Genomic DNA, 21635 nt, shown 5'->3' on the forward strand with positions numbered 1-21635 from the left:
TTTATCTTCACACCATTAACATATGCACTACAAATAAGTATCAAAAATAAATTCATATCAACATCTACAGTGACCTGTACGTTACTTTTCAATACTCACCTGTAAATCATCTATGACAAATATAAATTAATGCTAACATCGCTCACCTTGGTCACATCAACTAAAGGTGAAATGAGTACCCTTTACTAGTTATGACATTTTAAAATTTTTCGAATGTTCACATTGGTTAAATTAACACTTCATTAAGGATTTAGAAGTGCGTAATGTTTTTTAGGAAACATTTTATTTGTAATGGAATTTATATATATGTCGCAGTGTAAATGTACTGCAACACAACCGTTTACAAAGGAACAATCATGAAAATCAAAAACTTAAGATGGTGGATTATTGCTTTAATCGCATTGGCCACTGTTATTAATTACATTGACCGTTCAGCACTTAGCGTATTATGGCCTGATATTGCAAAAGATCTTTTCCCTAACGAAACTGCATTTGAAAGAAAACAAATTTATGCAGACATCTCAATTGTATTTATTTTATCGTATGCTTTTGGACAAGCAATATTTGGCAAAATATTTGACCGCGTTGGTAGTCGCTTAGGCTTTGTACTATCAATTGGTATTTGGTCATTAGCAACTGCAGCCCATGCTTTAGCACAAGGCGTACTTAGCTTTGGTCTTTTCCGCTCTATTCTTGGTATTTCTGAAGCTGGGAACTGGCCTGGCGCAGCAAAAAGTAATGCAGACTGGTTTCCAACTAAAGAACGCGCATTAGCACAAGGTATCTTTAATTCAGGTGCTGCCATTGGTGGTATTATCGCGATTCCACTAATCGCATTATTAACAGCATTCTTCAGTTGGAAAATGGTTTTTGTTGTGATTGGTTTAACGGGCCTTTTATGGTTAATTCCTTGGATTGTTCTAGTGAAAGCGCCACCTAAATCACACCCTTGGATCACTGATGAAGAGCGTGAATACATCTTAACAGGTCAACGCACTTCGGATGTTGAAACAAATGAAGAAGATGAATACAACCCTTCAACAAAAGAGCTATTAACACGTAAAGAAAGTTGGGGAGTTATTGTTGCATCGGCAGCGATCGATCCTATCTGGTGGTTATTTGTATTTTGGATCCCAATCTACCTTAATGAAGTTTATGCGATGAATGTTAAAACTATTGGTATTTATGGCTGGGTACCTTACGTAGGTGCAATGCTTGGAGCTTGGTTCGGTGGCTTACTTGCACAAAATCGCTTAAAAGCAGGCTGGAATACAAATAAAACTCGTAAATTAACTATTACTTTAGGTTGCGGGATCATGTTACCAGCTTTATTAGCAATGGCTAACCCAGGTGGCCCAACAAGTGCGGTGATCATTATGGCTGTTATTTTATTTGGTTTCCAAACAGCGATTGGTAACGTTCAAACATTACCAAGTGACTTATATGGTAAAAAAGCGGTTGGTACACTTTCAGGTTTGTCTGGTATGGCAGCTAAGCTAGGCGCGTTAGGTTTAACGGCTTTAGTCCCTATTTTAACTGCTGATGGTAATTATGCCCCTGCATTCATTATTGGTGCATCTTTAGCAATCATTGCAGTAGCGGCTGTTTGGATTTTAATTCCAAAAGTTGAACGACTAGAAAGCAAACGTTAAACACTGCTCTAGCACAACATAATTAAGAGTCAGATTTTGTTCTTACTTGAAATAGTAAAAGATAAATCTGGCTCTTCTAGCCACTTTTACCTGCTGATATAATACTACAAATAAAAGTAAAACAATCACCATATAAAATGGCATTAAAACTTCCCACATCAAACAATAATCTATCTGAGTATTGCCTTCTAGCATTTAAGAAAGAAGTAAGTTTTCTCTTTTTACACTTTTCATTACTTACTTAAAACGTTGTAAAAATAGGGTTATTTACTTATCTTTAGCTTCATTTAGTAATCTTTATACTAAAATATTAACGTTAAAATCTAGCAACATCCGCTACTTACTACTTATTTTACATTCACCCCATTAACATGTTCATTACAAATAAGTATCAAAAATAAACTCATATCAACATATCTAGCCGCTTAAACATTTTTTTTTTAATTAGCACTAAAAATACATGTATTACAAATTGAAATTAATGCTATTATCGCCCGCCTTGTTCATGTCAACTAAAGGTAAAATGAATACCCTTTACTGGCTATGGCGTTTTGGATTTTTCAAATGTTTACATTGGTTAAATTAACACTTCATTAAGGATTTAGAAGTGCATAATGTTTTTTAGGAAACATTTTATTTGTAATGGAATTTAGATATATGTCGCAGTGTAATTGCACTGAAACACAACCGTTTACAAAGGTACAATAATGAAAATTAAAAACTTAAGATGGTGGATTGTTGCTTTAATCGCATTGGCTACTGTTATTAACTACATTGATCGTTCTGCACTTAGCGTATTATGGCCTGATATAGCAAAAGATCTTTTCCCTAACGAAACAGCATTTGAAAGAAAACAAATTTATGCAAATATCTCAATTGTATTTATCTTCTCGTATGCCTTTGGCCAGGCTATGTTTGGAAAAATATTTGACTGGGTTGGCAGCCGTTTAGGTTTTGTATTGTCAATGGGATTCTGGGCGCTAGGAACCGCGGCCCATGCTTTCGCACAAGGCGTACTTAGCTTTAGTATTTTCCGTTCTATTATTGGTTTTGCTGAAGCGGGAAATTGGCCTGGTGCTGCAAAAAGTAATGCTGATTGGTTTCCAACTAAAGAACGCGCATTAGCACAAGGTGTCTTCAATTCAGGTGCCGCCATTGGTGGTATTATCGCTATTCCATTAGTTGCATTACTCACTACTTTCTTTAGCTGGAGAATGGTTTTTGTAGCCATTGGTGCAGCTGGATTTTTATGGTTAATTCCTTGGCTAATTCTTGTAAAAGCGCCAGCTAAAACACATCCTTGGCTCACTGATGAAGAGCGTGAATACATCTTAACTGGTCAACGTACTTCTGATGTTGAAACAAACGAAGAAGATCAATATAACCCGACCACAAAAGAATTATTAACACGTAAAGAAAGTTGGGGTGTCATTATCGCTTCTGCAGCGATCGATCCTATCTGGTGGTTATTTGTATTTTGGATCCCAATTTATCTTAATGAAGTTTATCATATGGATGTTAAATCCATTGGTATTTACGGTTGGGTACCTTACGTAGGTGCAATGCTTGGAGCTTGGTTCGGTGGTTTACTTGCACAAAACCGTTTAAAAGCTGGCTGGAATATTAATAAAGCGCGTAAATTAACTATTTCTCTAGGCTGTATGATCATGCTACCTGCTTTATTGGCAATGGCAAACCCAGGCGGTCCAACAGGTGCAGTTATTATTATGGCGATTATTTTGTTTGGTTTCCAAACGGCTATTGGTAACGTTCAAACATTACCAAGTGACTTATATGGTAAAAAAGCGGTTGGCACACTTTCAGGTTTATCAGGAATGGCTGCGAAGTTAGGTGCATTAGGTTTAACGGCTTTAGTACCTATTTTAACTGCTGATGGTAACTATGCTCCAGCATTTATTATTGGTGCATCTTTAGCAATTACTGCGATGGCAGCAGTTTGGATTTTAATTCCAAAAATCGAACCATTAGAAAGTAAAAATTAAAAAACGCTTTACCCCACACTATTAAGGATCAGTTTTGTTTTTTGCTTTAAGTAGCAAAGAACAGAACTGATCCTTTTGTCGTTTATAGTGATTACATTAAATTTTACGCTTAAAAATAGATCTGCTAAATGAGTGTGGTTGGTATTAATAGCATTCCATAAGCTTTACAGTATTATGATAAATAACCTTTAACATTCTAACGTAGAGATAAACATGCACTATATCCCTTTTATACTGGTCTTATTTGTTGCTATAGAACATATGTATATTCTTATATTAGAAATGTTTCTTTGGCATAGAGACAAAACCCTTAAGATTTTTGGCATCCCTAAAAAAGATGGAAAATGACTAAAAACAATGGCTGCTAATCAAGGTCTTTATAATGGATTTTTAGCAACTGGTTTGTTTTTGGGGTTATTACACCCAAATGAATCATTCGGGCTACAAATACAAATATACTTTTTATTGTGCATCATCATTGCAGCAATATATGGTGGCTTTACGGTAAAAAAATCAATATGGATAGTTCAGGGGATACCAGCATTTTTAGCTTTGTTATCAATAAGTTTTATTAGTTAAGTAGAAAAAATAATAGAGTTATATTTGCCCTTTGCAACTGAAATAGTATTCATTAAGTTAGAAAAAATTTAAGGAAAAGCTTATGCGCCAAGTTAGCCCAAAACTTAAGCCATGGTTAGAAACTTTCAATAAACAGTCCATTATGATGCTTAACAATGGCTTTAAACCTACTGCAACAAATGCACGTGAAGGTTTAGCTAATTTAACTAAAAGTTTAGTGACTGATATACCAGATATTAAATGGGTTCAAGATGATTTAGTCTTACACTCTGATTACAACGTACCTGTTCGAATCTATCACCCTGCACCTGAGCAATCCTTACCTGTCATTATCTATATCCATGGTGGAGGGCACACATCAGGTAGCGTTACGGTTTATGATCCTATTTGTCGTAAGCTAGCGAATACTAGTCAACATGTTGTTGTTTCTGTTGATTATCGACTAGCACCAGAATGCCCTTACCCTGCAGCTGTCAATGATGCTTATAATGTAGTTAAAAATATTTGGGCAACATTAGATTCTCGCCATCTAAATTATCAAAAGAAGTTATCTTTAGTGGGTGATTCTGGTGGAGGAGCATTAGTTGCCACTGTCAGTAACAAAGCTCAATTTGATCACTCCGTTAACATTAGCAAACAAGCAATGATTTACCCGAGCTTAGATTACACAATGGGCTCAGGGTCTATCCAAGAAAATGCAACAGGTTACCTATTACAAAGCAAACAAATAGCTTGGTATTTTGATAACTACTTCCAGCATGATGAAAATAGAAAATCAGTTTCCCCCGTACATGGTGATTTTACAAAAGGGTTACCTGAAACCTTATTATTTACAGCTGAATTTTGTCCTCTACGTGATGAAGGTTTGTTGTATGTTGAAAAAGTAAAACAAGCAGGTGTTATAACAAAACATGTACACTTTCCCGATATGATTCATACGTTTATGAATATGGAAGATTTAGTTAAAGATGAGTGTGAAAGGGTTTATCAAAACATTAATCATTTTTTAAATAACTAATATCGATTGATTCTGCAAGTGATGCGTTCAAACCTAAAGCTGTTATTAAAAAAATATGAACAGGTCTTATTTAGCAAATAATAAGACCTGATTACGTATTTTACAGTTAAGATTTTTTGCTTTTTTTATGCTTAAAATAAACTACTGCTTTTACTATAACTGCAGTAAATAACACCCAAAAAACAGCATGGAAAAACAGATGAGAGAGACCATCTTCCATTCCGTGTCCGGGATGAGCAAATGCTTGCGATGATAATAACAGCGCAAAAATTAGAGTAAAAAATTTCATGATAATTCCTTTTAAAGTTCAATAATATTTACTTAAGCATACCTTGTGTTTCAATGAATTCTATAATGTCAGCTAAACCTTGTTGAGTTTTCATGTTACTGAAAACAAAAGGTTTAACACCACGCATTTTTTTTGTATCTCTATCCATCACGTCTAATGACGCTCCAACTAAATCCGCGACATCTATTTTATTAATGATTAACAGATCTGACTTAGTAATACCCGGACCACCTTTACGAGGGATTTTATCACCCGCAGAGACATCAATTACATATAATGTCAAATCAGATAGCTCAGGGCTAAATGTCGCACTAAGATTATCCCCCCCACTTTCTACTAATACAAAATCTAAGTCTGGATGGCGTTCATGTAATTCATCAATCGCCGCTAAATTCATTGAAGCATCTTCACGAATAGCCGTATGCGGACATCCTCCAGTTTCAACCCCCATAATACGATCACCACTAAGCGCATCATTACGCGTTAAAAACTGTGCATCTTCATAGGTATAAATATCATTTGTGACCACTGCCATAGAATACTTATTGCGTAGTGCTAAACATAATTGGCTTAATAAAGCCGTTTTACCTGATCCAACTGGACCACCGACACCGATACGTAAAAGTTGTTTTTTTCTCATTCTGTTTCTCTTATATTTCTAAAATAATTAGTATGCGCTTAATCAGTTTATGATCGGAATAAACGTGTGTACTGCGTTTCATGCCAAGCACTCGCCATTGCAAGTCGAGGTAGACTCGCTCCAATATCATCCAGTGCAATACTATTTGCTGTATTAATTGCCTCAGCGACTTTCTCACCTAATTCAAACAATAAGTTTTGTGATTGTGTTTGTCCTAAGGGAACTAGCTTAGTTGCTGCCGCTACTTGGTTATCTAAATAGGTCCAACAATAACCACTTTGTGCAGAAATTAAATCTAACTTACAAAGGTAAGCTGCAATCGCAAAAATACTCACAAAGCTACTATCTGATTCATTAAATAAGTCGTTATAAGGTTCGCTATCTACCCCATCGAGTTTCTTTAATAAACGAATTAACGCTTTCCCCATTGCAACATCAGCAAGACGTAATTCACTACTTTCTCGGCAGGCGATGAGTTGTTGGTTATAAAGTTTAAAGCGAGCAAAATCATTGACCTCTAATGCTTCATACAAATGTTTTAATAGTGCTAAGTCAGTATGAGCAATAGATTCATTAAGATTCATTTCAACCCAATCAAAAGTGCTTTTTTGACAGCTTACCCAACCCATTTCCGTTGCATACTCCAGCCCCTGTGAAAATGAAAATCCTCCTACAGGGAGGTTTGCACTACAGAGTTGCAATAAGCGATTAAGCTTAAGTGGATCAGCAATATTAATGTTCATGACTATGCGAGTGCCCATGTGAATGACCAGAGCCTTTTGCATAAGCCCCATTTTCAGGTTCAAATATTGCAGGTGTTTTATTGATACTTAAACCGTATTTTTCAGCTAATTCTTCTAATACATGATCGGGTTTAAAACGCACCCATAATTCACCCACTTGTAATGTAGTATGGCGGTTTCCTAAATGATAACAAACCTTACTAAAAGCCAACCAATCTGTACCAACTGCAGTTGAAACATCTTCAGCTAGTCCTTTCACTTCAACCAATAAACCACATTCTGTTTTTAAGATTTCACCCACTAATAGCGGATGTCCACGTTCAACAAAAATACCGATATCAGCACCTTTATCCGTCACGCCTTTGATACGTGATTTTTTACGCGTATCGTGATCTAATGTGATCGAATCATTAATCTCATCATGTGTGTGATCCAACCTTTCAAATACTTGTAACATTATTTTTTCCTAACCTAAAAGAGACAATAGCGTTGAGCTAACGGAAGCTCTGTTGCAGGTTCACAAGTTAATAACTCACCATTAGCTCGCACTTCATAAGTTTGCGGATCCACTTCGATATTAGGCATCCAATCATTATGGATCATGTCTTTTTTGCCTACATTACGAGTGTTTTTACACACACCAACTAAGCGCGTCATGCCTGCCACTTCTGGTACATTTTTATCTACCGCTGCTTGCGATAAGAAGGTCATTGACGTTTGAGCAGCCGCAGAGCCGTGAGAACCAAACATAGGACGATAATAAACAGGCTGTGGCGTTGGGATTGAGGCATTAGCATCCCCCATTGGCGCAGCAGCAATAAAACCAGACTTTAAAATCATTGATGGTTTAATACCAAAGAAAGCCGGTTTCCATAATACTAAATCTGCTAATTTTCCAACTTCAATTGACCCTACTTCATGGCTGATACCATGACTAATCGCAGGATTAATTGTGTATTTAGCAATATAACGCTTCGCTCGGAAGTTATCGTTACGCTCAGTATCTGGTGCTAACGGGCCACGTTGTTGTTTCATTTTATGAGCCGTTTGCCAAGTACGAGTGATCATTTCACCAACACGTCCCATCGCTTGAGAATCCGATGAGATCATACTGATCGCCCCTAAGTCATGCATGATATCTTCTGCAGCAATACTTTCTTTACGAATACGCGAATCAGCAAAAGCAATATCTTCTGGAATAGATGGATTTAAATGATGGCAAACCATTAACATATCTAAATGCTCATCAATGGTATTCACCGTATACGGACGTGTTGGATTAGTTGATGACGGTAATACATTTGGCTCACCACAAGCGCGGATAATATCAGGCGAATGGCCGCCTCCAGCACCTTCCGTATGGTAAGTATGGATTGTACGACCTTTAAATGCGCCTAATGTATCTTCTAAAAATCCAGATTCATTTAACGTATCTGTATGGATTGCCACTTGTACATCATATCGATCAGCAACCGATAAACAGTTATCGATAGCGGCTGGCGTTGTCCCCCAGTCTTCATGTAGTTTTAAACCACAAACACCCGCTTCAATTTGCTCTTCAATAGCTTTTGGTAAGCTCACATTGCCTTTACCTAAAAAACCAAAATTCATGGCAAAGTCATTGGTTGCTTGTAACATTTTATGGATATTCCAAGGCCCAGGTGTACAAGTAGTTGCTTTCGTTCCGGTTGCAGGGCCAGTACCACCACCGATCATGGTAGTAACACCTGACATTTGTGCTTCTTCAATTTGCTGTGGACAAATAAAATGAATATGTGCGTCTATACCACCAGCAGTCAATATTTGCCCTTCACCTGCAATGACTTCGGTACCAGCACCGATTTCAATATCGATATTGTCTTGGATATCAGGATTACCAGCTTTACCGATAATCGCAATACGTCCATCTTTAATACCGACATCTGCTTTAACAATACCCCAATGATCTAGAATTAAAGCGTTAGTGATAACCAGATCAACGGTTTCTAAACAAGAAGCTTGGCTTTGCCCCATGCCATCTCGAATAACTTTACCGCCACCAAAAGTAACTTCTTCACCGTATTCAGTTGCATCTTTTTCAACTTCAATCCATAGATCCGTATCGCCTAAACGAACACGGTCACCAACGGTTGGACCAAACATATGTGCGTAAGAATGTTTATCAATCGTTGCCATGATTATTTATCTCCCTCTAAGCTACTTGTCGTCTCGTTTTGAAGGTCACCTTGAATATCACCACGAAAGCCAAATACACGGCGATGTCCACGGTAAGGGATAAGTGTCACTTCTCGCTTTTGTCCTGGTTCAAAACGAACCGCTGTACTTGAGGTAATATCTAAACGATAACCTTTGGTTATTTCACGATCAAAAATCAACGCACTATTTACTTCATAAAAATGATAATGAGAGCCAATTTGAATTGGTCTATCACCTGAATTTGCAACAGTGACTTTTAATTGTTCACGACCAACATTTAATTTTCGGTCACCGCTATCCGTTTTTATTTCACCAGGGATCATCAGTTACTCCATTAAATAATTGGGTTATGAACAGTCACTAATTTAGTGCCATCGGGGAAAGTAGCTTCAACTTGTACTTCTGGAATTAATTCCGCAATGCCGTCCATTACTTGGTCTCGTGTTAATAAGGTACGACCATAATCCATCATTTCAGCAACAGTTTTACCATCGCGAGCGCCTTCCATAATTTCCATTGATATATAAGCCATCGCTTCAGGATAATTTAGTTTTACACCACGCTTTAAACGACGTTCAGCTAATAACGCGGCAGTAAAAATCAGTAATTTATCTTTTTCTCTTGGTAATAAGTCCATAACATTCTCTTCTATGTATGAAAAATTCAAAGGCATTAGTCAGTAATAAATCAGCTAATAAACCCCAATAATATTTTATTCTTTATGTATGCCAAACTCTTGGTTGCACTGCGACTTTGTCTATTAATATCGGCCTCAATATTTCCCATAAACTAATAAATAGTTGTTTGCACTCTTGTGCATGTGCCCCTAGATAGCGGGTCACTAATAACCCATCAATATCAGTAATACTGATATTTTTCTGTGCGCCCTGCTCTATTATTTTTTCACGTAATGTAGAAACTAATTCAGCTCGTTGACTGCTGCTTATGAGTTTTTCTGGCACGAGGGCTAAAAAAGTAGCAAAGACACTATTATTCGCGAGTCCAGCGGGGTGGGTTAATAAACTGTTTGCAGGCGATAACGCAATACGGTCATGATAAATTAATTTACCATCACAAAAGAGGCGATTTAATTGACAAAATTTTCCTTCAATAAAAGGCTCGTCTGAATCAGGTAAACCTAAACAAGTGATGTCCCATCCGAGATAAACAGCGCTGCTAGTTAATTCGATATCGACAGTATTAAAACCATCAGCTCCTTCATAAACAATGGTTTCTTGTGGAAAATTTTCACACTTAGCGTTGCCTTCAAGTACTAATTTAGTGATTTGCGCTTGCTTAGATTCACCAATATCTAAATTGGTTCGAGCACGATAAAATCGTCCTGCACCGGGAGTGGTAAATAATAAATGAGCATCTTCTTTTACCGCAACACTGACACGAAGCTCATCGCCCGAAACAATACCTGCAGGAGGGTGCAAAAGATAAATATGCGCGCAATCTCGCCCTTCTGGATAAAATGTTTTTTGAACGGAAAGTGGACCTTTGCGTTGTGTGCGAGTGAGTTGGGTGCCTACGGGAGTATTACTGAATTCTAGAAACAAATGTGCAAGCCACTGGTTTTTAAGTGGCTTGTTAAATATTGAAGTTGTTCTGGATGTGCTTTCTGGGACTGTCATTCTTACCCTAATGTTAAGTATCTATTTAGCATCTCTTAATGTTTTATATTAAATATTATCGAACCTTAATGCTATGGACTGAATCATTTACTCTTCGTTTATTATCGAGAAATAGATGTAGATGGCGAAGACCATAGCACAACAGGATTAAACAGCTAAATACTTACTAACCAATTCATCATCAAGATCACCCATTGGACCAGACGCAATCACTTGGCCTTTTTCCATAATATGAAAATTCTCACCAACGGCACGTGCAAAGGGTAATTTTTGCTCAACCAGAATAATAGTCATGCCCTCTTCTTTGTTTAGTTTTAATAATACATCTCGAATCAACTGCACGATATTAGGTTGAATACCTTCATTGGGTTCATCTAGAATCAAAATATCAGGGTTCAAAACCAAAGCACGAGCGATGGCTAATTGCTGCTGCTGCCCACCCGATAAATCACCACCACGACGATGTAGCATCTCTTTCAACACAGGAAAAAGTTTATAAATATGATGAGGGATAGTTTTACTTTTTTGTCTTGAACAATTCAGACTGATTTTTAAATTTTCTTCAACTGTCAATTGCGGGAAAATGTGACGCCCTTGAGGAACATATCCCACCCCAATTTCAGGACGTTTTTCAACACTACTTTTACTCATGTCGACATCGTTAATGGTTAGACTACCTGAACTGATCGGCAATAGACCCATAATAGTTTTTAATAGTGTCGTTTTACCGACACCATTGCGGCCCATAATACAGGTACGTGAGCCCTTTTCTATTTTTAGGTCAAGATCCCAAAGAATTTGAGTGCCGCCATACTTTTGATTTACTTGCTTTAACTCAATCATGATTAGTGCTCCTCACCTAAATAAACTTCACGTACATCTTTATTGGCTTGCACTTCATCCATCGAACCTTCTGCTAATACTGTACCTTGATGTAATACCGTCACCTTACGCGCAATCGAGCGAACAAAGGCCATGTCATGTTCAACCACAACCACTGAATGCTTACCTGCTAATGAGGTTAACAATTCAGCAGTACGCTCTGTTTCTTGTGTTGTCATGCCAGTTACCGGTTCATCAACTAACAATAAACGCGGCTCAGCGGCTAATAACATACCAATTTCTAACCACTGTTTTTGACCGTGAGATAAACGTCCAGCAGGATAATGTTGTTCAGCAGTTAAACCGATAGTTGTTAATACTTCATCAATTTTGTCTTTTTGCTCGCCACTTAGTTTATGAAATAACGAAGTCCAAATACCTTTGTCACCCGATAGGCTTAGCTCAATATTTTCAAATACGGTTAATGCTTCAAAAACGGTTGGTTTTTGGAATTTACGCCCAATACCTGCTCGTGCAATTTCAGATTCATCGAGTTCTAATAAATCAATTTGCTGACCAAAGCTGACTTTACCAGTATCAGGTCTGGTTTTACCTGTGATCACATCCATTAATGTGGTTTTACCGGCACCATTTGCACCGATTAAACAGCGTAATTCACCATCACCGATATATAAGTTAAGGTCATTCAATGCTTTGAAACCATCGAAACTCACACTGACATCTTCTACGTATAAAATCATGCCGTGCCTAGTGTCAGGCTTTAGATTTTCAGCCGATGAAAGCGGTGAACCATTTTTATCTACAATCATTATTTATTCTCCGCAGTTGTTGCTATCGCAGCTTGATCTTCATTAACTTGATCTTTTTTAGCTGTAGATGGTGGATCAACTTTATCCATTAAGTTAGATACCAAACCAGCTAGTCCTTTAGGTAATAGCAAGGTAACAAGAACAAATAATCCACCTAATCCAAATAACCAAGCTTCAGGCATAATGGCTGTAAAACGTGTTTTAGCGTAACTCACCACAATCGCACCAATTAATGCGCCGTATAATGTGCCACGACCACCAATAGCGACCCAAATTACAATTTCAATTGAGTTTAATGGAGAGAACTCACCTGGATTAATAATACCCACTTGTGGTACATATAATGCCCCAGCTACACCCGCTAACATGGCTGATACTACGAAGATCCATACTTTATAATGTTGTGGTTTATAGCCTACAAATCGCACTCGGTTTTCAGCATCACGAATGGCCGTAACAACACGTCCCATTTTAGAGTTCATAATAAAGTGACTAATTGCATAACCAATCGCCAACATTATTGAGGTTGCAACAAATAAAGCTAACTTAGTATCTGGTGACTGTAATGAGAATCCAAAGATCTCTTTAAAGTCCGTTAAACCATTATTACCACCAAAGCCCATTTCATTACGGAAGAATGCTAATAACAGAGCGTAAGTCATTGCTTGCGTCATGATTGATAAATAAACACCACTCACACGAGAACGGAACGCTAACGTACCAAAGAGGTAAGCTAATAAACCAGGACCTGCAAACACTAATAAAATCATCACTAATGCATTATCAGAACCCGCCCAATACCAAGGTAAATCAGTCCAGTTTAAGAACACCATAAAATCAGGTAATTCAGCATTACCATAAACACCTCGGTCCCCAATTTGGCGCATCAAATACATGCCCATTGCGTAACCACCAAGTGCAAAGAATGCACCATGACCTAAGCTCAAAATACCGCAGTATCCCCAAACTAGATCAACCGCTAAAGCAAGTAATGCATAGCAAAGGTATTTACCTAATAAGCTAACCGTATAATCACTAACATATAACATTGATCCTTCAGCAAAAGCTAAGTTACAAACAGTAACGTAAAGCGTTGATATAAATAGAATTGCAATAACACAATGCAAACTACTCATTTTTTTCACAAGAGGTGAATTAAGTAAATTTTTCATTATTCTGCTGATCTCCCTTTTTGCGGAAATAATCCCTTAGGTCGTTTTTGGATAAACAACACTAAACTTACTAATACAATAATATTGGCTAATACAGGCCCCATTGACGGTTCTAATAATTTGTTGAACGTCCCCATAGTCATTGCAGCAACTAAGGTTCCCCATAAATTACCTACACCACCAAAGACCACAACAAGGAATGAGTCGATGATATAAGCTTGTCCTAAGTTAGGCCCTACGTTAGTTAACTGACTTAATGCAACACCAGCAACACCCGCAATACCAGAACCTAGACCAAAGGTGATCGCATCTACCCATGAACTTTTAATACTCAGTGCTCTTGCCATATCACGGTTTTGTGAAACAGCACGAACATGTAAACCTAACGATGATTTTTTAAGGATCATTAACAAGGTAAAGAACACACCCAATGCAAATAAGATGATGTATAAACGGTTATAAGTAAGTGACAACATTGGATTGATTTCTAATGAACCACTCATCCATTGTGGCGCTTCAACTTGACGATTTAATGGAGAGAAAACCGTTCTTACAAGTTGTTGTAGAATTAAGCTGATACCAAAGGTTGCTAATAGCGTTTCCAGAGGGCGACCTTTTAAGAAGCGGATAACACCACGTTCAATTAATACACCGACAAAACCAGAAACAAGGAAAGCTGCAGGTACTGCCATTAATAATGAGTATTCAATTAAATTAGGGAAGGTTTGTTGGATAACGTAAGTGGTATAAGCACCTAACATCATCATTTCACCATGCGCCATATTAATAACGCCCATTACACCAAAGGTAATAGTTAAACCAATTGCAGCCAGTAATAAAACAGATCCTAGGCTTAAACCAAAGAATAAGTTCTCAACCATGCCATAAACACTGGCCGTCTGTTCTATATCATCAATTGCTTTAGTTAATACCTTTCTTAATTCCGCTGTTTCAGGTTGTTCTGATAATGAAGAAAGTTGTTTTACTAATGCGTTTTTAACTGTTGGTTCTAAACGGCCAGACAATTGTTGAGCGGCTGTTAATTTTTCAGCTTTATTGCCCGTTTCTAATTGGTCAACCAATAGGATAACTGACATTAATTCACGTGCGTCTTCGTCTTTCTCTTCTTTAATCAGTTTGTTAACAGAGGCAATACCTATTTCATTAGGATTATTTAATAATTGATTTAATGCTGTAATACGAATACTCGCATCGTCACTACGCAGATCTAAGTTCGCCAATATATCGCGAATTTTTCCACGTAAACGGTTATTTGTTCTTACTTTTTTAATAGCCGATTTATCCACTGCTGGCAGAGTTTCCGCAGTAAATACATCAGTTAATTCATATTGGTCTTGCTTATTTCGATAAGCAGAAACAACTTGTTTATTTGACTTTAAGTAATATAAATCGCCAGTCAAAAGAGGATCTAAAATGGCACGTGTTTGAGGTGCAGATGTCGCGACAATCTTATCGATTAGTGGCGCCATTCTATTTAATTTAGTGGTTGGTAGTTGTTCGATAAGTGCAGGAAGTGCAGATTTATCTTGTATTTCACTAACAGCTGCTGAGGCGTTGAATGACATTACATAGAGAAACAATAGGGGAAGTAGACGCAACATGGGCTGTTCCTTAGTTTTAATTTATTCAAATTCATAAAATGGGAGGTAACTATCCCCTCCCATTAGGTGTTTATTTAGATTTTATGATTAGAATTTTTGACCAGAACATTTCGCAGTTGTTACATCGAAGTTGCCACAGCTAATTGGGGCAGTCCAATCTGATACTAGGTTTTTCGAACTAGGTAGGAAGTCAGACCATGCATCACCGATAACTGTATCAGGTGTTTCCCATACCACTTCAAATTGACCATCTTCTTGAATTTCACCAATTAATACTGGCTTAGATAGATGGTGGTTTGAGTTCATCACTGCAATGCCACCAGTTAAGTTAGGCACAGCAATACCGATCATTGCTTGTTCAACCGCATCAACATCTGTAGTCCCCGCTTTCTCAACAGCTTTTACCCACATTTTAAAACCAAGGTAAGTTGCTTCCATTGGGTCATTTGTTACACGTTTGTCGTTACCAATGTATTTTTTCCATTGTGCAATAAAGGCTTTGTTTTCTTTTGTATCAACACTTTGGAAGTAGTTCCACGCAGCTAAATGGCCAACAAGTGGTTTAGCATCAAAACCAGATAATTCTTCTTCACCTACAGAGAATGCAATAACAGGAATATCTTCAGCAGAAATACCTTGGTTACCTAATTCTTTATAGAATGGAATATTTGCATCACCATTTACTGTTGAAATTACAGCTGTTTGTTTACCTTCAGAACCAAAGCGTTTTACTTCAGCAACAATGTTCTGCCAATCTGAGTGACCAAATGGCGTGTAATTAATCATGATGTCTTCTTTTTTAACACCTTTAGACATCAAATAAGCTTCTAAAATTTTGTTCGTTGTACGTGGGTAAACATAATCGGTACCTAATAAAACAAAACGTTCCGCACCGATATCATCCATCAAATAATCAACTGCTGGGATAGCTTGTTGGTTTGGCGCAGCCCCTGTGTAGAATACGTTTCTAGATGATTCTTCACCTTCATATTGAACAGGGTAAAACATTAAACCGTTCAACTCTTCTAAAACAGGTAAAACCGATTTACGAGAAACTGATGTCCAACCACCAAAAATAACATCTACTTTATCTTTTGCTAATAATTCACGGCCTTTTTCTGCAAATAAAGGCCAGTTTGATGCTGGGTCAACCACAACAGCTTCTAGCTTTCTACCTAATACACCACCTTTAGCATTTTGATCTTCTATCATCATTAACACTGTATCTTTTAGTGTTGTTTCACTAATCGCCATAGTGCCTGATAAAGAATGTAAAACACCGACTTTAATATTATCAGCAGCGTAAGCAAAATTAGTCATTAAGCTCGTTGCAACGATCGAGCTTGCAACAATCAGTTTTTTTAATTTCATCTGTAATTCCTTTTATTTATCATCTATGTATTAGAAAATTTATAATATGAAGACCCTAGCAACGGCCTATTTCGAGTAGGGTTAGTATCTAGGAATTACAGCAAGCATTAAATGCGCAAAAGCACGCAACGACCTACGCATAAATGCGCATATCATGCTCAATCACTTTGCAGTAAACTTGCTGAGCTACAAGCTCAAGGTTGAGCCTCTAACCAAATAAACGAATACACATGCAGTCAAATCAGAAAATAATTAAAACTCGTCGCACCTATAACAAACTCGTTGCTAACGAGATGATGGAAGATTTTGCATTACGTTTTACCGCAAAGCGGGCAAGGAAATGGTCATTAAGCCGCATTGCTATGACCGCATTAGGTATTGTTTCGTTTCTGGTATTAGAAGCAATCGGAGGTGCGATCACCATACATTATGGTTTTGAGAATGCAGCTTGGGCTATTTTAGCGGTCACGCTCATTGTTTTTTTTACTGGATTACCCATCAGCTATTATGCCGCCAAATATGGTGTGGATATTGACTTGCTAAGCCGAGGCGCAGGGTTTGGTTACATTGGCTCTAGCATCGCCTCTCTTGTATATGCATCCTTTACATTTATCTTTTTTGCGCTTGAAGCTGCTGTCATGGCCATGGCGCTACAAATGCTTTTAGGTATGCCCTTACCCATAGGCTATATCGTCAGTACTTTACTGGTGATCCCATTAGTAACACATGGCATCACCTACATCAGTCGCTTTCAAGCTTGGACATCTCCAATTTGGGTCGTACTGCAATTATTACCGCTATTTTTTGTATTCACTCATATAGATACCCCTTTACAGCTTGACGGATGGGTTGATTTTAATGGGGAGGCGGGTGAGGCAGGAGCCACCTTTAACTTATTATTATTTGGTGGCGCATCCGCTGTTTTATTAGCATTAGTTGCTCAAATTGGTGAACAGGTAGACTTTTTACGTTTCTTACCAGAAAAACCCAAAACAAAAGCATGGCGTTGGTGGTTGGCTTTAATTGCAGGCGGCCCTGGTTGGATCATCTTTGGCGCATTAAAATTATTGCTTGGTTCATTTCTCGCTTACTTCGCATTAACCCAAGGAATTGCACCGCATTTAGCAAGTGACCCTTCACATATGTATCAACTTGCTTATGGTTATGTTTTTAATGATCCGCGCTTGGTCATTTTTGTTACTTGTACTTTTGTCATTATTTCTCAATTAAAGATTAATGTGGCAAATGCTTATGCAGGTTCACTTGCTTGGTCTAACTTTTTCTCTCGTATTACCCATAATCACCCTGGGCGTGTTGTCTGGATGGTTTTTAATGTAGCTATTGCATTATTATTAATGGAATTAGGCATTTACCAAACGATTGCAAGCATGCTCTCTGTTTATTCAGTGTTAGTACTCGCTTGGTTAAGTTCCGTTGTTGCCGATCTTGTGATCAATAAACCGTTAGGCATCAGCCCAAAACATATCGAATTTAAACGCTCTCATCTCTACGATATTAACCCTGTTGGTGTTGGCTCAATGTTGATTGCATCAGTAGCTGGATTTGCAGGTCACATGGGAGTATTTGGTGAAACAGGCGAAGCGCTCGCTTCATTTATAGCTTGTTTCTTACCTTTTATCACAGTCCCCTTTATTGGTTGCTTAACAAAGGGAAAATATTATCTAGTTGATACACAACAAGAACAAATTAAAACCTTCACCCAATGCCATATTTGTGAAAATAGCTTTGATCATCAAGACATGACCTTCTGCCCTGCTTACGGCAAAGCAATCTGTTCATTATGCTGTAGTTTAGATGTTCGTTGTGCCGACCAATGTCGACCCGATGCAACCTTATCTCAGCAATCTCATAACTTTTTCACTCGCTTTATTAAAGATGAAGTCTTTAAAATGTTTACCACTCCCTTAATGCAATTTATCGCGCTTACATTAGGGTTAAGTCTTATCGGTGCCGGTATTTTATTTTTAGTACATTTACAGGTTCCATTAGAAAATGCAGAAGTAAAGCAAGTTTTTGCCAGTACCCTGATAAAGATATTTTTCTTATTGATGATCATTATAGGGGTTGTCAGCTGGTTATTTATTCTCGCTCGCAATGGTAATCAAACCGCTTTAAAAGAATTACGTTCACAAACTAAAGCACTGGCGAAAGAGATTGATGCTCACAAACAAACCTCTGTAGCCTTACAAAGTGCCAAGAATATAGCAGAATCCGCCAATGAAGCTAAAAGCCGTTATCTAGCAGCATTAAGCCATGAATTACGTACCCCATTAAACGTTTTATTAGGTTATGCGCAACTCTTAATGCGCGATCAAGTTTTACCTCCGAAACAACGTGAAACCATTGCAATTATTAGACGTAATGGTGAGCACTTAGCGGATCTTATTGAAAGTTTATTAGAAGTATCAAAGATTGAAGCAGGCAAGGTAACGTTACAACGTGATGAATTTAATTTAAAAGCGATTCTGCAACAATTAGTGGATATGTTTCAGATGCAAGCTAGTAAAAAAGGCATTAAATTTTATTATGAAGCGAGCTCTAACTTACCTGAATATGTTGCAACAGATAAACAGCGTTTTAGACAAATCCTAATTAACCTTATTTCCAATGCCATTAAATATACTGAACAAGGCTCAGTTACCTTTAAAATTACCTATCGCAGTGAAGTTGCTAACTTTAGCATTATTGATACAGGGGTCGGTATTGCAAAAACAAATCAAGATCTAATCTTTAAACCTTTTGAACAAATTCGTAATGCTCATACTCAATCTATTGGTGGAACAGGTTTGGGATTAACGATTTCACGCTCTCTAGCAGAGTTAATGGGTGGCGAAATAAATTTAACCAGCAAAGTAGGCCAAGGCTCTACTTTCAACTTCCGCCTCATGTTATTTAAATTACACAAAGATCCTAAAGAACCAGAGTTAAATAAATCAGAAGCCATAGGTTATAACGGTGATCAGCAAACTATTTTAGTCGTTGACGACAATATGAATCAACGAGAGTTAATATTTAATTTATTAGCACCAATCGGCTTTAATGTATTACTCGCAGAAGATGCACAACAAGGGTTTATCAAACTACAAGAAAACGATATCCACCTTATTTTAATGGATGTCAGAATGCCAACAGTAAATGGTTGGGAAATGGTAAAAAGCTTACGAGAACAACATTACCAAATGCCTGTATTGATGGTTTCTGCTAATGCTCGTGATGCAGAATACAATTTACAAGCTGAAGGCTACCACAATGGTTATATTGCAAAGCCGGTTAATTTAGATGCTTTATTAGGCAAAATAGCACAATTATTAAATTTACAATGGCAATATAAAAGTACTGATAACACACAAAAAACAATATCTGAACCTAATAAACCACTTGCTACAAGTGAACAATACCAAGCATTAATAGCATTAGCTGAAATTGGTTACCTATCTGGTTTTAAAGAAAAATTTACAGAAATAGAATCTGAATATCGTTATCCTGAAGATAGTGCATCACAAATACTTGAGTACGTTGAAGTGTGTAACTTCCCCAAAATTATTGAATATTTAAATGAGTTAAACAATGGATAATAAAAGCAGTGACGTGGTACTAGTAGTTGATGACTCACCCGAATCATTAGGCATGCTCAATGTCGCCCTAAATAGTCAAGGTTATACGGCATTAGTGGCATTAAGTGGTCAGCAGGCATTGGCCATTGCCGAAAAAGTACCGCCCGATGTAGTGTTATTAGACGCCATGATGCCAGAGATGGATGGTTTTGAAACTTGTCGACGTTTAAAAGAAATTCTACCTAATACGCCCATTATTTTTATGACCGGCTTAACCGACGTAGAAGATATCGTAAAAGGTATTGAAGCAGGCGGTGTTGATTATGTCACTAAACCTATTTCTCCCGATGAAGTGATTGTGCGTATTAAACGTCATGTTGCAACTGCAAAACTTGCGTTAAGTGCACAAGATGCCTTAGACCACGCAGGTAAAAATGTATTTTGTGTGAGTGAATTAGGACGACTCTCTTGGGCAACACCACACGTACATGAATTAATCGAAGAAATATCTGAAGGTAATTACAGTCCTTGGGCAACCTTAGCACCACTCATTGAAAAATGGTTATTAACCGATACCAGCAAAGATCTTCATCTGCATTGTTTTTCAGAAACAATGAGCATTGCTTACGAACGACAACAACAGCAAATGCATTTGTTACGTATCGTACAAGTTAAAGTTGAAAAATCACCTAGCGATTTAAAAGATAAATTACCTATTACCAAGCGCGAATCTGAAGTTTTATATTGGGTTTCTTACGGTAAAACTAGCTGGGAAATTTCTCAGATTTTAGAAATGAGCCCACGAACAGTAAACAAGCACCTAGAGCAAATTTATAGGAAGCTAGGGGTTGATAATAGAACATCGGCGGCAGCGATTGCATTAAGAATTTTAGAGGGGTAGAAGTTTATTCAGCAGTAAAGGATGACTGAGTGATCCTTTTTCTCGTTCCCATGATCTTCGTGGGAATACATATTGTTTATGCCTCGTTCCCATGGTCCTCCGTGGGAATGCATATTTTAGAACGTTGGTGATTTCAACAGTAAGATTCGTCTGCGCTCATTAACACTACATTAATAATTTTTTGCTTGGTATTCCGCCCTGTCGGCGTGTTCATTTTCTTTATACGAACAAAAAAAACGAACCAAAAGAAAATCGCCCCAATCGTTTTTTAATCTGAATAAATAACAGCCTTCTTAACGCACCGCTCATACGCCACGTCCGTGTTGCGAGCTGAGCTAGCTACGGCATCCTTGCCTCCACTTGCTAAAGGCAGTGATTGATTCAGAAAAACTCAACGGGGGAATGGATGTAGCCACATTGAGTAAAGCTTTATTACTTGAGAAAGCTCAACGGTTAGATTGACGTAGCCGCACTGAATATCGTTGGGGGGCAGGATTCATCCTGCCATTGTTTTTTAATACTACTTTGAAAAATATTAAAATATTTTTAACTAACTCTATTCTGCATTTCCGTTGTTAATACGAA

At 37.6% G+C, this 21635-nt stretch carries 18 protein-coding genes and 1 pseudogene; 6 read left to right on the forward strand and 13 right to left on the reverse strand.

Features of this window, described 5'->3' with window-relative positions; genetic code table 11:
• Positions 1 to 356: 356 nt before the first annotated feature.
• From E2R68_RS01860 to E2R68_RS01875, 4 genes and pseudogenes are all read left to right on the forward strand, one after another.
• Entirely contained in the window at positions 357 to 1652 is a 1296-nt protein-coding gene (locus E2R68_RS01860; protein ID WP_134275800.1) for an MFS transporter, read from the forward strand.
• Positions 1653 to 2359: 707 nt separating this feature from the next.
• Complete coding sequence (locus E2R68_RS01865) at positions 2360 to 3655, forward strand: MFS transporter (protein WP_134275801.1); 1296 nt, start codon at positions 2360 to 2362, stop codon at positions 3653 to 3655.
• 213 nt (positions 3656 to 3868) lie between these two features.
• Positions 3869 to 4234: pseudogene (locus E2R68_RS13960) on the forward strand (DUF1304 domain-containing protein).
• 82 nt (positions 4235 to 4316) lie between these two features.
• Positions 4317 to 5252 carry an alpha/beta hydrolase gene (locus E2R68_RS01875; RefSeq protein WP_134275802.1) on the forward strand — a complete coding sequence of 312 codons (936 nt, stop codon included), beginning with the start codon at positions 4317 to 4319 and terminating at the stop codon, positions 5250 to 5252.
• 106 nt (positions 5253 to 5358) lie between these two features.
• On the opposite strand, the gene E2R68_RS01880 is transcribed toward E2R68_RS01875, so the two are convergent.
• The 13 genes from E2R68_RS01880 to urtA all read right to left on the reverse strand — a co-directional run bounded on the left by E2R68_RS01880 (position 5359) and on the right by urtA (position 16574).
• A complete protein-coding gene (locus E2R68_RS01880) occupies positions 5359 to 5541 on the reverse strand; it encodes a hypothetical protein (protein WP_134275803.1) in 183 nt (60 codons plus the stop codon).
• Between the two features lie 28 nt (positions 5542 to 5569).
• Positions 5570 to 6181: an urease accessory protein UreG gene (ureG, locus tag E2R68_RS01885; RefSeq protein ID WP_134275804.1), complete on the reverse strand. Its 612-nt coding sequence runs from the start codon at positions 6179 to 6181 to the stop codon at positions 5570 to 5572.
• 47 nt (positions 6182 to 6228) lie between these two features.
• The gene (locus E2R68_RS01890; protein WP_134275805.1) at positions 6229 to 6924 is read right to left on the reverse strand and encodes an urease accessory protein UreF; all 696 of its coding nucleotides are present in this window, start codon (positions 6922 to 6924) and stop codon (positions 6229 to 6231) included.
• Positions 6914 to 7381 carry an urease accessory protein UreE gene (ureE, locus tag E2R68_RS01895; RefSeq protein ID WP_134275806.1) on the reverse strand — a complete coding sequence of 156 codons (468 nt, stop codon included), beginning with the start codon at positions 7379 to 7381 and terminating at the stop codon, positions 6914 to 6916. The genes E2R68_RS01890 and ureE overlap by 11 nt, the downstream gene beginning before the upstream one ends.
• A gap of 14 nt (positions 7382 to 7395) precedes the next feature.
• Positions 7396 to 9099 (reverse strand): urease subunit alpha, encoded by a 1704-nt coding sequence (gene ureC / locus E2R68_RS01900; RefSeq protein WP_134275807.1) that lies wholly within the window; start codon positions 9097 to 9099, stop codon positions 7396 to 7398.
• Positions 9100 to 9101: 2 nt separating this feature from the next.
• On the reverse strand, positions 9102 to 9443 hold the full coding sequence (locus E2R68_RS01905; RefSeq protein WP_134275808.1) for an urease subunit beta: 342 nt from the start codon (positions 9441 to 9443) through the stop codon (positions 9102 to 9104).
• Positions 9444 to 9454: 11 nt separating this feature from the next.
• On the reverse strand, positions 9455 to 9757 hold the full coding sequence (gene ureA / locus E2R68_RS01910) for an urease subunit gamma (protein ID WP_134275809.1): 303 nt from the start codon (positions 9755 to 9757) through the stop codon (positions 9455 to 9457).
• A gap of 82 nt (positions 9758 to 9839) precedes the next feature.
• Positions 9840 to 10757: an urease accessory protein UreD gene (locus E2R68_RS01915; RefSeq protein WP_134275810.1), complete on the reverse strand. Its 918-nt coding sequence runs from the start codon at positions 10755 to 10757 to the stop codon at positions 9840 to 9842.
• A gap of 147 nt (positions 10758 to 10904) precedes the next feature.
• The gene (gene urtE, locus E2R68_RS01920; protein ID WP_134275811.1) at positions 10905 to 11600 is read right to left on the reverse strand and encodes an urea ABC transporter ATP-binding subunit UrtE; all 696 of its coding nucleotides are present in this window, start codon (positions 11598 to 11600) and stop codon (positions 10905 to 10907) included.
• Between the two features lie 2 nt (positions 11601 to 11602).
• Complete coding sequence (urtD, locus tag E2R68_RS01925) at positions 11603 to 12409, reverse strand: urea ABC transporter ATP-binding protein UrtD (RefSeq protein ID WP_134275812.1); 807 nt, start codon at positions 12407 to 12409, stop codon at positions 11603 to 11605.
• The gene (urtC, locus tag E2R68_RS01930) at positions 12409 to 13581 is read right to left on the reverse strand and encodes an urea ABC transporter permease subunit UrtC (protein WP_134275813.1); all 1173 of its coding nucleotides are present in this window, start codon (positions 13579 to 13581) and stop codon (positions 12409 to 12411) included. The genes urtD and urtC overlap by 1 nt, the downstream gene beginning before the upstream one ends.
• The gene (urtB, locus tag E2R68_RS01935) at positions 13581 to 15203 is read right to left on the reverse strand and encodes an urea ABC transporter permease subunit UrtB (RefSeq protein ID WP_134275814.1); all 1623 of its coding nucleotides are present in this window, start codon (positions 15201 to 15203) and stop codon (positions 13581 to 13583) included. The genes urtC and urtB overlap by 1 nt, the downstream gene beginning before the upstream one ends.
• An 87-nt stretch (positions 15204 to 15290) precedes the next feature.
• Entirely contained in the window at positions 15291 to 16574 is a 1284-nt protein-coding gene (gene urtA, locus E2R68_RS01940) for an urea ABC transporter substrate-binding protein (RefSeq protein WP_134275815.1), read from the reverse strand.
• Positions 16575 to 16804: 230 nt separating this feature from the next.
• Here urtA and E2R68_RS01945 point away from each other — a divergent pair, with 230 nt between their 5' ends.
• Together E2R68_RS01945 and E2R68_RS01950 are read left to right on the forward strand one after the other, a co-directional pair.
• Complete coding sequence (locus E2R68_RS01945; RefSeq protein ID WP_134275816.1) at positions 16805 to 20170, forward strand: ATP-binding protein; 3366 nt, start codon at positions 16805 to 16807, stop codon at positions 20168 to 20170.
• A complete protein-coding gene (locus E2R68_RS01950; RefSeq protein ID WP_134275817.1) occupies positions 20163 to 21050 on the forward strand; it encodes a response regulator transcription factor in 888 nt (295 codons plus the stop codon). The genes E2R68_RS01945 and E2R68_RS01950 overlap by 8 nt, the downstream gene beginning before the upstream one ends.
• The last annotated feature ends 585 nt before the right edge of the window (positions 21051 to 21635 follow it).

This window comes from Psychromonas algarum (assembly GCF_004376845.1).
GTDB lineage: Bacteria > Pseudomonadota > Gammaproteobacteria > Enterobacterales > Psychromonadaceae > Psychromonas.

Bases quoted from the DNA above. Each gene is read 5' to 3' on its own strand.
- E2R68_RS01860 (WP_134275800.1), top strand. From the start codon at position 357: ATGAAAATCAAAAACTTAAGATGGTGGATTATTGCTTTAATCGCATTG.
- E2R68_RS01865 (WP_134275801.1), top strand. From the start codon at position 2,360: ATGAAAATTAAAAACTTAAGATGGTGGATTGTTGCTTTAATCGCATTG.
- E2R68_RS01875 (WP_134275802.1), top strand. From the start codon at position 4,317: ATGCGCCAAGTTAGCCCAAAACTTAAGCCATGGTTAGAAACTTTCAAT.
- E2R68_RS01880 (WP_134275803.1), bottom strand. From the start codon at position 5,541: ATGAAATTTTTTACTCTAATTTTTGCGCTGTTATTATCATCGCAAGCA.
- ureG (WP_134275804.1), bottom strand. From the start codon at position 6,181: ATGAGAAAAAAACAACTTTTACGTATCGGTGTCGGTGGTCCAGTTGGA.
- E2R68_RS01890 (WP_134275805.1), bottom strand. From the start codon at position 6,924: ATGAACATTAATATTGCTGATCCACTTAAGCTTAATCGCTTATTGCAA.
- ureE (WP_134275806.1), bottom strand. From the start codon at position 7,381: ATGTTACAAGTATTTGAAAGGTTGGATCACACACATGATGAGATTAAT.
- ureC (WP_134275807.1), bottom strand. From the start codon at position 9,099: ATGGCAACGATTGATAAACATTCTTACGCACATATGTTTGGTCCAACC.
- E2R68_RS01905 (WP_134275808.1), bottom strand. From the start codon at position 9,443: ATGATCCCTGGTGAAATAAAAACGGATAGCGGTGACCGAAAATTAAAT.
- ureA (WP_134275809.1), bottom strand. From the start codon at position 9,757: ATGGACTTATTACCAAGAGAAAAAGATAAATTACTGATTTTTACTGCC.
- E2R68_RS01915 (WP_134275810.1), bottom strand. From the start codon at position 10,757: ATGACAGTCCCAGAAAGCACATCCAGAACAACTTCAATATTTAACAAG.
- urtE (WP_134275811.1), bottom strand. From the start codon at position 11,600: ATGATTGAGTTAAAGCAAGTAAATCAAAAGTATGGCGGCACTCAAATT.
- urtD (WP_134275812.1), bottom strand. From the start codon at position 12,409: ATGATTGTAGATAAAAATGGTTCACCGCTTTCATCGGCTGAAAATCTA.
- urtC (WP_134275813.1), bottom strand. From the start codon at position 13,581: ATGAAAAATTTACTTAATTCACCTCTTGTGAAAAAAATGAGTAGTTTG.
- urtB (WP_134275814.1), bottom strand. From the start codon at position 15,203: ATGTTGCGTCTACTTCCCCTATTGTTTCTCTATGTAATGTCATTCAAC.
- urtA (WP_134275815.1), bottom strand. From the start codon at position 16,574: ATGAAATTAAAAAAACTGATTGTTGCAAGCTCGATCGTTGCAACGAGC.
- E2R68_RS01945 (WP_134275816.1), top strand. From the start codon at position 16,805: ATGCAGTCAAATCAGAAAATAATTAAAACTCGTCGCACCTATAACAAA.
- E2R68_RS01950 (WP_134275817.1), top strand. From the start codon at position 20,163: ATGGATAATAAAAGCAGTGACGTGGTACTAGTAGTTGATGACTCACCC.